This is a genomic window from uncultured Gimesia sp. (genome assembly GCF_937910335.1).
GTDB lineage: Bacteria > Planctomycetota > Planctomycetia > Planctomycetales > Planctomycetaceae > Gimesia.
Window position 1 is genome coordinate 1 of the sequence record NZ_CALEMX010000013.1, and the last position, 10,408, is coordinate 10,408.

Genomic DNA, 10,408 nt, shown 5'->3' on the forward strand with positions numbered 1-10,408 from the left:
CGCCCGCTGGTCTAGGAGTCCGCGAAGGACTTATTGCATTCATTCTGGCTGGTTCCCCGGCAATTGGGCCGGTCAATGCCTTCGTTGCCGCGTTATTAATCCGAATCGTTTCATTTATTAGTGAAATTCTGGCAGCTTTTGTTTTATACTACAGTTACAGCAATCGTGTTCAAATTAATCACAATTCGACACAAAAAGATTCTGAAACACTCTGAAAAGTTGTTTTTATCTGTCGAGAGAAAGGGTTCTATTGTGCTCTCTATCATGATCCCGGTTTTGAATGAAACCGAAAGTTTGCCGCAATTGTATCAGGAAATCTGTGACACGAGCCAGGAGTATAATATCGATCTTGAAATGATCTTTATTGATGATGGCTCGACGGACACTTCCTGGGAAACCATCTCCCAATTGGCTGCCAGGGATGAGCGCGTTTCGGGGATACGTTTCCGCAGGAACTTCGCGAAGGCAGCAGCGTTGACGGCTGGTATGCGGGCGGCGCGTGGATCTTTGATCATGATGATGGATGCAGATCTGCAGGATGATCCCAAAGAGATTCCCCAATTTTTAGAAAAACTGAATGAAGGTTATGATGTCGTTAATGGCTGGAAAGAACGCCGGCTAGATCCCTGGCATAAAGTGTATCCCAGTAAAGTGTTTAACTGGATGGTCGGTAAACTGACGGGGCTCCATCTACATGATCATAACTGTGGGTTGAAAATATTTCGGAAAGAAGTCGCCGCCGAAATTCGCATCTATGGGGAATTGCATCGTTTCATTCCCGTACTCGCTGATGCGCGTGGCTTTAAAGTGACAGAAATTCCCATCCATCATCGAGAACGTCAGCACGGTCATTCCAAGTATGGAGTGAGACGATTTCTGCGAGGTTTTCTTGACCTGTTAACCGTGCGGTTTTTAACCGGTTACGGGCAGCGTCCTCAACATATGTTGGGAGCCGTTGGTATCTGCTGTCTCTTTCTGGGTCTATTGGGTCTCGGGTATCTGGGGATTATTTGGACCCTCACCAATCTCTTTGGAGTGGGACTGGGGCCGATAGGCAATCGACCGTTGCTGGCCTATTCAGTGGCCATGACAATTCTGGGCGGGCAGGCAATCAGCCTCGGTTTACTGGCGGAACTCATTGTCGCCTATACCGGCCGTCATCAGGATTCTTATAGCATCTCCGAAAGGACAGGTAACGCTGCAGAGAACGAGCAGGAATTGATTGTTTAAACTGATGCAGCATGCCTTACTCTCATTTCGTCATTCTCTTATCTTCTGAATCTGTAGTTTTGTCTGAAAGTACAATGTGAGATGAAAATTACTTTTCTCGGAGCTGCCGGCGAGGTAACTGGCAGTCAACATTTGATCGAAACAGACTCGCGACGAATTTTACTGGACTGCGGTTTGTTTCAGGGACATCGTGAGGAATCGTATTTAAAAAACAGCCGGTTTGCTTATCCGCCGGAATCTCTGGACGCTGTCCTTTTATCACACGGGCATATGGATCATTGCGGCAACATACCACAGCTTTACAGGAAAGGTTTTCGTGGACCTATTTTTTGTACTTCTGCAACAGCAGACATCGCTGAAATCATGTTGAAGGATAGTGCCCATATACAGGCAGAAGATGCCCGATATATGGCAAAAAAATTAGAAAAAAAACATCCGCCCATTGAACCGCTCTATTCACAAGATGATGTGATTGAAGTTGCCAAACAATTTGAACGTCTGGAATATCACGAGTGGCACGAATTGGGCGATGATCTCAAGGTGCGATTTTTGGACGCTGGTCACATTCTGGGTTCTGCCATTATCGAATTGAAAATCAAAGATCAGCGGGAATGGAGGCATCTGGTCTTTACCGGCGATTTAGGTCGACGAGATTTACCGCTACTCAGAGATCCGGAAACGATTGAAGGCTGTGAGATATTAATTTCAGAAAGCACCTATGGGAATCGAGTGCATGAAAAGGCTTCAGACCTGAAAGAGGAATTGTTTCAGATTATTGATGAAGCATATCGTGTTGAGGGGCGTGTGATCATTCCAGCATTCAGTTTAGGCAGGACACAGCAGATCATTTATTATTTGAATGATCTATATAATGAAAAGCGTTTGCCCCAGATTCCCATCTTTGTTGACAGCCCACTCTCAACGAAACTGGTTTCTGTTTTCCGGCATCATATTCATGAAATGGACAACGAAGTTCAGGCTGTGATCGAATCGGATCGAGATCTGTTTGGATTTTCATTACTTGATTATGTCTCTACGCGCGAAGAAAGTATCGCGCTCAATAAAAGAAAAGGGACCTTTGTTGTAATAGCTGGGAGTGGTATGTGTGAAAATGGTCGCGTACGCCATCATTTGAAAAATGGAATTGAAAAAATAGAAAATACTGTTGTACTCATGGGTTATCAAGCTGCTCACACGCTCGGACGTCGATTAGTAAATCGCGTACCCAAAGTAAAAATATTTGATCGATATTATCAGGTAAAAGCGAAAGTAGTTCAGCTCAGCGGATTGTCCGGTCATGCAGATGTTGTTGACTTTAAATGGTGGTATGAAGAATCGGCAAAACGTGGAAACATTGGCCAGGTATTTTTAGTGCATGGCGAGCCCGAATCTGCGACGGCTCTCTCCGAACTGATTCGCGATCAGTGTGATCTGGAGCCCATAATCCCTCAGTATCAGCAATCATTCGAAGTTTAATCCTGAGATGAAACAAGCAATCAAACATCCTGATAAAAGTCTGCCGGCATTGGGAATTCGACAACCCTGGGCGGAGCTGATTCTGCGTGGAATCAAAACAATCGAACTCCGCTCCAGCCAGACCCGGATTCGTGGTCCTATCTATATTTATGCTTCCAAAAAACTGGCAAAAACACCGCATGCTGAGAAAGCAGCCGAGAAAGCGGGGCTCAATGTTGAAGAACTGCCCAGAGGCGTATTAATTGGGACAGTGGAAATCGTTGACTCGTTTCCCGTCAATCAAAAACATGCTGTTGCTGCGGGAGTTCCCGCTCAGATTCTAAAAGGTAAATTCGGCTGGAAACTGACGAATCCTCAACGCTTGCAGGCACTGATCATCCCCGACTATCTGCCGTATGGTGTCTGGTTTTATCCCTTTTTGCGCAAAAAGACCGGCGTTCGAAAGAAGTAGTTGCTCTAGAAGATGACATCGATCAGACTTTTGTCGCTGCCACCATTTCGCCAGCATAATCGCCGATGGATTTGATAATGGAGTCATGACTTTGATTGGGATCAGAAAACGCAGCAAATTGTTTCACGATAGCCGAACCAATAATAAACCCGTCCGCTTTGCCTCGTAGGGTATCAACATGTTTTGGTTGACTGATGCCAAAACCAACGGCCAGAGGCAGGTCTGTCAGTTTACGCAGTGATTCCAGATGTGTTGTTAATTCTGGTGGAAGCTCATCACGAACACCGGTGATACCTGCGACCGAGATGCAATAGATAAACCCACTGGCGGCTTGCATAATGCGCTTCGTACGATCTTCCGGGGTCAGCGGTGAAACGAGTTGGACCAGATCCAGGTTTGTTGTCTTTGTTTTTTCCGCAAAATCCTGTGCTTCATCACCGGGTAAGTCAGGCACAATCAGTCCGGAGAACCCGGCAGTTTGGGCTTCCTGCAAAAATTTATCTGCCCCATAGCGATAAATAATTGCATAAGAGACCATGCCCACCAAGGGAGGTATAGTAATGGATTGATCTAAAGACAGAGCTTTCAAAGCTTCGAACAGACTATGTACCTGAAATCCGTTATTCAAAGCGCGTGTGTAAGATTCTTGGATGACGGGGCCATCTGCAATAGGGTCACTATAAGGAAAACCGACTTCAATCAGATCAACGCCTCGGCTTGCCAGCTCTCTTAAAACAGCGACTGTGGTATTGAGGTCAGGGTCACCAGCAGTGATAAAAGGCATGAATGCCATTCGGTTTTCTGAGGCCACTTGTTGAAATTTTTCAGAAATGGATGTTGTCACGATTTGATACAATACTTTTACAGGAAGAGAAGAAACGTTTAATAGACGATGTGGATGAATATCAAGGAACTAAATTTCCTGGCCTAACAGACGAGCGACTTCATTCACGTCCTTATCGCCACGACCGGACAGGCAGACGACGATGGTCTCATCAGGACTGGACTCACGCGCCACTTTGAGGGCGTGAGCGATCGCATGTGATGATTCAATAGCTGGAATAATTCCTTCCAATTTAGCCATCACCTGGAAACCTTCCAACGCTTCGTCGTCGGTAATCGCTGCATAATTTACACGACCTGAATCTTTCCAGTAACTATGCTCCGGACCGACTCCCGGGTAGTCCAAACCTGCAGAAATCGAATGCACGTCGGAAGTTTGCCCATCGTCATCCTGTAAAACATAACCAAAGCTACCATGCAGAACCCCTTTGGCACCATAGCTGAGTGTACTGGCATGCTCGCCGGGCTCAGGTCCTCTTCCGCCGGCTTCCACGCCCGTCAGTTTCACTGATTCATCATCAATAAACGGGTAAAACATTCCGGCGGAATTAGAACCCCCTCCAACACAGGCGATTACCTGATCCGGTAGCTTTCCCGTTTGTTCCAGGCATTGTATACGTGTTTCAGCGCCGATGACTGATTGAAAATCGCGGACCATCATGGGAAAGGGGTGTGGCCCGATCACAGAGCCGATGATGTAGTGAGTCGTTTCCACACTCGACATCCAATCACGCATGGCTTCATTGACGGCGTCCCGTAACGTGCGAGAACCGCTGGTCACACTCCTCACTTCGGCACCCATCATTTTCATGTTGAATACATTCAGTTTTTGACGACGAATGTCCTCCTCGCCCATATAGACAATGCATTCGAGACCGAAGCGGGCACAAGCGACTGCAGAGGCAACACCATGCTGGCCGGCCCCTGTTTCCGCGATGATACGTTTTTTCCCCATTCGAATCGCTAATAATGCTTGACCGATGGTATTATTGATTTTGTGAGCGCCCGTGTGGTTGAGGTCTTCTCGTTTAAAGTAGATTTTGCCTCCGCCACAATGCTCAGTCAGCCGTTCCGCAAAATAAAGCGGGTTAGGGCGTCCAACATAGTGCTTTAACAGATCATCCAGCTCGGCTTGGAAAGTGGGATCCTGTTTCGCTTTCTTATATTCCTCGGTCAATTCCTCCAGGGCGTGCATTAGCGTTTCAGGAACAAATCGCCTACCAAATTCGCCAAATCGACCGGCAGAATCAGGCACGTTAGATAAACTCGTTGTCATAATGGGCTCAAATATTGTCACTGTAAATTAAAATAGATTTTGCTCTGACCATTATTGAATTCCCGGTGCCGATGGTCAATGCCCGTCAAACGGACCGTTGAGATTCAGGAAAGGTTCGACTTAGATTTCAGTAATTCGGGGTTGTAATGAGTTGCTATATGTACTTTGGTATCATGCTTTTGGGTCGTTTTAGACACATTATTGGAACTGTCCAGTCAAAATGTAGTTGGAATTTCCCAAAAATCTGATAAAATGCGGGGTGCGAATTGTGAAGCGATTTGTTTTGCAAGAAGTTTAAGAGGGAGAATGAATTATGAAAACGTCAGATCAAAAATTGGCCGAAGCCATCAATCAAGAATCAGTTCACATTGATGAATTGGAGCGGTATTGCCTCATAGAGAGCAAACCCCGCGGTTATCAGAATTTGGATGATAGCGATATTATCATCCCTTCTTTCGGAAGCGCTCTTCGCGCTGCCCGTCGGGAATTAACCGATTTCGACTCTCCCGTGAGCTAAATGTTTGACATAGAAAAAGTCATCCTCATGGAGCAACCGGAAAGATTTGCGCTGTAATGAAGTAGCGCTCGCCTTCTCGCTCAACAACGAGCTCTGGTGCCCATTGCAGAATTTCTTCTTGTTCGTCTAACCTGAATGAATCGAGTTTTCGATAGCTGAACCGATTTGGTAAGGGCTGTTTCAGGACTCCTTCTTTCACAAGATGTTCGAATCTGGCAGGAAAAATGTAACTGGTAAATCCATAAGTAAGTCGATAGCGCAGCACTTCAGCCCAGTTGACGTACACATAAGTAATATGCTCGGCTTTGAGTTTTTCTTTGATTTCGCTTGCCGATTTTATAGAGAGCAATTCGTCGGGAGCATTCGGCTCTGATTGCGCCGTCCATTGCTTGAAGATTGAATGGTCAAAGACCGTATTATAAATTACGGGGAACTCAGCATAGAATAGTTCTGCATCACCGACAGAGAGTACGACCTGTTTCGGTCCTAGTTTCATTTGATTCAACTGCATAATTTCCGGCCCGGTCATTTTGAGCGCAAACTTGCGGGCATAATTGAGATCACTGAGATAAGCGTTGTAACCACTCAGGCCACTCGTGGCGATGCCGAGATTAAATAGAAACGCAAAAAGAATAGCAATCGACAGACTGATTTTCCAGGTCCGTTGCGTGCTCCAGGTAGCTCCAATGCCTGCCAGTACAGAAACTACGGGAATCATCGGAACCCAGAAACGATCGATGCGGTGAGTCAGAACCCACCAGGTGAAGAACAGGAATCCGACATAGATCCATAGCCATTTTGTCAAACGGCGATGTTTCCGATTCAGAAACGCCAGCGGAGCGAGACTAAACAAGAGCGGGCTCAACCAGTCACTTTTTAATGTGACATCAATCAGATTATTTACCAGCGCACTCAAATGAAGTGGTTTCATTCCATGACCATTCTTCCATTTGAGGTTCAGCTGTTCGTTTAAATCGACGCCTCCAAAAACGGAGTAGAGCAGCGGGTAGACCGGGTTGCCCGTCTCCAGAATGTTTTTTAACAACCAAGGTCCAATAGTGACCAGTATTCCGATCGAAAAGAGGGCGACCAGCTTGAGAGTGACCGACATTCGTAATTGCTTATCCTCTTTCAGCAGATACCAACTGAAGCCTGATAACGCGAGACCTAAGGGAATCACGACCGACAGGACTCCTGGATATTTGCAAGCCATAGCAGAGCCGGATAGCAAACCGGTTAGAAAGGCATAGGCCCAAAGCGAAGGTTTGAGATTTTCTGATGCGGGCAGGGAGTCAGGCTCTTTTTGCGTAACTGACTTATCAGGAGTCAATTTTTTTAACACCTGAATTGTGAAAATCAAACCCATCAAACTAGCCATCAGATAAAAAGAAAGAGCACCTTCGGTATAAGCAATGATCGAAATACGGTAGATCCAAGGCGTGGTCAAAAAAAACGTCAACGCCAACCAGCCCGCATTCGAACCAAACCAGCGCCGCACCGTCGCAAATACACCAAGACCTGCAAACAAAGAAAAGCTCATCAGAACCAGTTTTCCGGCCTGCGCGCCTAAATACCAGTCGGCTTTTAATGTCATTGCCAATAGTGTTAACATCTCAGTCAGAAAGGGAAAACTGGTATAAATATTATGTGGTAAAAAGCCAATAAAACCTTGCTGGTAATATTCTTTCGGGCCACCGAAGTGATATTCCAGTACGTCAAAATCAGTAGAAGGTAACATGGATCCTAAGAACATGCTGAGTACAAAAGGGGTAATCAACAAAAGACAGACGCCTCGAAACAGCATTTCGTGTGTGATGGCGTCTGGCAGAGAAAATTTGAAGGGCAAGGCAGCGCCGGTTTTTATTTTGGATTCCCGACATGCGGAAAAATACCCTGTCAACGCCAACAAAACCAGTACCAGATAACAGAGCCCCTGCGATAAAATTCCAAGTAAGCCTCCGCCTAAGGTAAGCAGTGAAACGACAGAAATTCCCACACCAAAAGCGAATACAGTCCGCTCAGCTGTAAAAGGGGCTAACGGAATTTTGATCAGCCTTGTGATAATCTGACCTAGACCGCAGGCCCCCGCAAGGATGACAAGCGCAATCCCGATCAACGGAAAACGTTGTGGGAAGTAGGCCCAGCCTGATGGGGACGGGTTCTCCACAGGTAGCGGATCAACCAAATCCAGTAATAGAAAGGGGAGATGTGTCAGCACATCCCAACGGCTTGTAGCGGGATTACTGTTAGGAAGTGTGAAACTGATGAAGGCGACAAAAAACAACAACAACCAGATCAGGGCGCCGCGCATGAAAATGGGGCGATCATCTAGATCGAGCGTTGTAGGTTTCAGTGTCGCTGTCTTAGTCATCAGAAACAGTCTAAACAGTATGAGGGTTGATTATCGATTTGTTAAGAATGGTTCAAGTGCGTTGTTTCCAGTCAAATCCGAGATCCAGTGAGACAGCCGAATGGGTGAGCGCCCCGATACTGATTCGTTCCACGCCCGTTTCTGCAATACTGCGCACGCTTTCCAAATTGATGCCTCCCGATGCTTCCAGTAATGTGGTCGGCGATTGTTCATTTCTTAGTTGGATTGCCTGTTTCAAAGTTTCCGGCTTCATGTTGTCCAGGAGAACAATCTCGGGCTCTGCCTGCATCGCATCGGTCAGTTGATCGAGTGTGTCAACTTCAACTTCAATCCCTTTTTTCCCATTAACGGAATCTCGTGCCTGTCTAATCGCGTCTGCGATCGTGGAGTCTGAATTTCGTGCTGCCCATGCAGCCAGATGGTTGTCTTTAATTAAAATACCATCATAAAGCCCAATGCGATGATTGGTGCCTCCGCCGGCTGTGACCGCATATTTTTCGAGGATGCGCCAGCCCGGAAGTGTTTTACGAGTATCGAGAATTGTAGCGCTGGTTCCCTGGATTGCCTGCACATATTTTGCTGTGAGGGAAGCAACTCCACATAAGTGTGTCATGAAGTTCAGAATCGTCCGCTCACCAATCAGAATTGACGCCAAGGGGCCGGAACAGGTTGAAATAATTGAACCCGGTTCCAATGTATCGCCGTCAGACAAATGCTGAGTACATTTCACTTCCGAATTCAATTCAGAAAAAACGAGCGAGGCAAGTGGCAAACCAGCCAGAATTCCTGTTTCTCGTGAGACGATTTGGATCTCTCCCTGGTCGCCCTCATTAATCAAAGCCTGGCAAGTGAGATCACCAGTCTGATTCAGGTCTTCCTCCAGACTGAGTTTGATCAGGTTTTTTGCTGCCGCTATCTGGATTTCGGTAAAGGCTATGGTCACTGTGAATTCTCTGGCTTTCCTGGAAACGATACCTTTGTCGGTAAGCGATTGATCAGGTTAAAATTGAAACATATTGTTGGAATCAAATAAATAGTATAAAAGAGCAAACATAGAATATCATAGTCGTCTGTAGTATTACATGTAATCGGGAGAAAACCATGATTGTGGGGGTGCCGCGTGAAATCAAGCAGGATGAGTACCGGGTTGCTTTAATACCCGTGGGAGCAGAGGAACTGACGGCTGCAGGGCATACCGTCCTTGTGGAACGCGGTGCCGGCCTGGGCAGTGGAATACCCGACGAACTTTATGTGGAAAATGGAGCCGAAATTGTAGAATCGGCAGAAGAACTGTTTTCTCGTTCAGAGTTGGTGATTAAAGTCAAAGAGCCAAAACCGGTAGAATGGGCCTTACTCAAACCGGGCCAAATGCTGTTTACCTATTTTCACTTTGCCGCGGACGAAGTCTTAACACGCGGTTTTCTGGAAACGGGCGCGACAGCAGTTGCTTACGAAACTCTGGAAGGAAGCGGTGGGCAACTACCATTATTGACCCCCATGAGTGAGGTTGCCGGGCGCATGAGTATTCAGGAGGGTGCCAAATACCTTGAACGACCTCAGCTGGGGCGTGGAATTCTACTGGGAGGTGTTCCCGGCGTGCCACCCGCTCATATTGTGATACTCGGTGGTGGAGTTGTGGGAAAAAATGCAGCTCAGATAGCAGCTGGCTTTCAGGCTGATGTCGTGATACTTGATATCAATGTGGATCGCCTGAGATATCTTGAAGATATCATGCCCGCCAATGTGAATACGTTATATAGTGACCGCCATAATATTCGTGCAGAACTCGAACTGGCTGATCTGGTGATTGGTGCCGTACTGATTCCCGGAGCCCGAGCCCCTGTATTAGTACCTGAATCGTCACTGAAAATGATGAAACCGGGAGCCGTGCTCATTGATGTCGCCGTCGATCAGGGTGGCTGCATTGAAACGTCACGGCCTACAACGCACTCTGATCCCACGTTTGTCGTAGAAGGAGTCGTGCATTACTGCGTTGCCAATATGCCGGGCGCAGTAGGTCGTACAAGCACTTATGCTTTATGTAATGTGACTTTGCCTTATGCATTGAAACTGGCCAATCTGGGGTTAAATGCAGCCTGTTCGCAAGATCATGGATTACTAACGGCGGTCAACATTCATCAAGGGCAGATCACCAATCACGCTGTTGCAAAAACGTTCGGACTCGAATGGAAAGAGTTTCTCACCTTATAAAGAAAGAGGTGAGAAACTGGTTCTCACCTCTTT

At 46.6% G+C, this 10,408-nt stretch carries 10 protein-coding genes; 6 read left to right on the forward strand and 4 right to left on the reverse strand.

The window, feature by feature from the left end; genetic code table 11:
- The 4 genes from Q0668_RS00485 to Q0668_RS00500 all read left to right on the forward strand — a co-directional run.
- On the forward strand, window positions 1-215 hold a 215-nt coding region (locus Q0668_RS00485; protein WP_298858847.1), incomplete at its 5' end, for a hypothetical protein.
- Between the two features lie 37 nt (window positions 216-252).
- Window positions 253-1,230 carry a glycosyltransferase family 2 protein gene (locus Q0668_RS00490; protein ID WP_298858848.1) on the forward strand — a complete coding sequence of 326 codons (978 nt, stop codon included), beginning with the start codon at window positions 253-255 and terminating at the stop codon, window positions 1,228-1,230.
- A gap of 81 nt (window positions 1,231-1,311) precedes the next feature.
- Window positions 1,312-2,706 carry an MBL fold metallo-hydrolase gene (locus Q0668_RS00495; RefSeq protein WP_298858849.1) on the forward strand — a complete coding sequence of 465 codons (1,395 nt, stop codon included), beginning with the start codon at window positions 1,312-1,314 and terminating at the stop codon, window positions 2,704-2,706.
- 7 nt (window positions 2,707-2,713) lie between these two features.
- Window positions 2,714-3,157: an ASCH domain-containing protein gene (locus Q0668_RS00500; RefSeq protein WP_298858850.1), complete on the forward strand. Its 444-nt coding sequence runs from the start codon at window positions 2,714-2,716 to the stop codon at window positions 3,155-3,157.
- A gap of 22 nt (window positions 3,158-3,179) precedes the next feature.
- On the opposite strand, the gene trpA is transcribed toward Q0668_RS00500, so the two are convergent.
- A complete protein-coding gene (gene trpA, locus Q0668_RS00505; protein ID WP_298858851.1) occupies window positions 3,180-4,001 on the reverse strand; it encodes a tryptophan synthase subunit alpha in 822 nt (273 codons plus the stop codon).
- A gap of 69 nt (window positions 4,002-4,070) precedes the next feature.
- Window positions 4,071-5,276: a tryptophan synthase subunit beta gene (gene trpB / locus Q0668_RS00510; RefSeq protein ID WP_298858852.1), complete on the reverse strand. Its 1,206-nt coding sequence runs from the start codon at window positions 5,274-5,276 to the stop codon at window positions 4,071-4,073.
- A gap of 313 nt (window positions 5,277-5,589) precedes the next feature.
- Between trpB and Q0668_RS00515 the strand changes: the two genes are divergently transcribed.
- Window positions 5,590-5,793 carry a hypothetical protein gene (locus tag Q0668_RS00515; protein WP_298858853.1) on the forward strand — a complete coding sequence of 68 codons (204 nt, stop codon included), beginning with the start codon at window positions 5,590-5,592 and terminating at the stop codon, window positions 5,791-5,793.
- Window positions 5,794-5,818: 25 nt separating this feature from the next.
- Here Q0668_RS00515 and Q0668_RS00520 read toward each other — a convergent pair whose 3' ends face one another.
- Window positions 5,819-8,164 carry a hypothetical protein gene (locus Q0668_RS00520; RefSeq protein ID WP_298858854.1) on the reverse strand — a complete coding sequence of 782 codons (2,346 nt, stop codon included), beginning with the start codon at window positions 8,162-8,164 and terminating at the stop codon, window positions 5,819-5,821.
- 52 nt (window positions 8,165-8,216) lie between these two features.
- Window positions 8,217-9,107, reverse strand: a complete 891-nt coding sequence (nadC, locus tag Q0668_RS00525; RefSeq protein WP_298858855.1) for a carboxylating nicotinate-nucleotide diphosphorylase — start codon at window positions 9,105-9,107, stop codon at window positions 8,217-8,219.
- Window positions 9,108-9,265: 158 nt separating this feature from the next.
- Here nadC and ald point away from each other — a divergent pair, with 158 nt between their 5' ends.
- Complete coding sequence (gene ald / locus Q0668_RS00530; RefSeq protein ID WP_298858856.1) at window positions 9,266-10,375, forward strand: alanine dehydrogenase; 1,110 nt, start codon at window positions 9,266-9,268, stop codon at window positions 10,373-10,375.
- The last annotated feature ends 33 nt before the right edge of the window (window positions 10,376-10,408 follow it).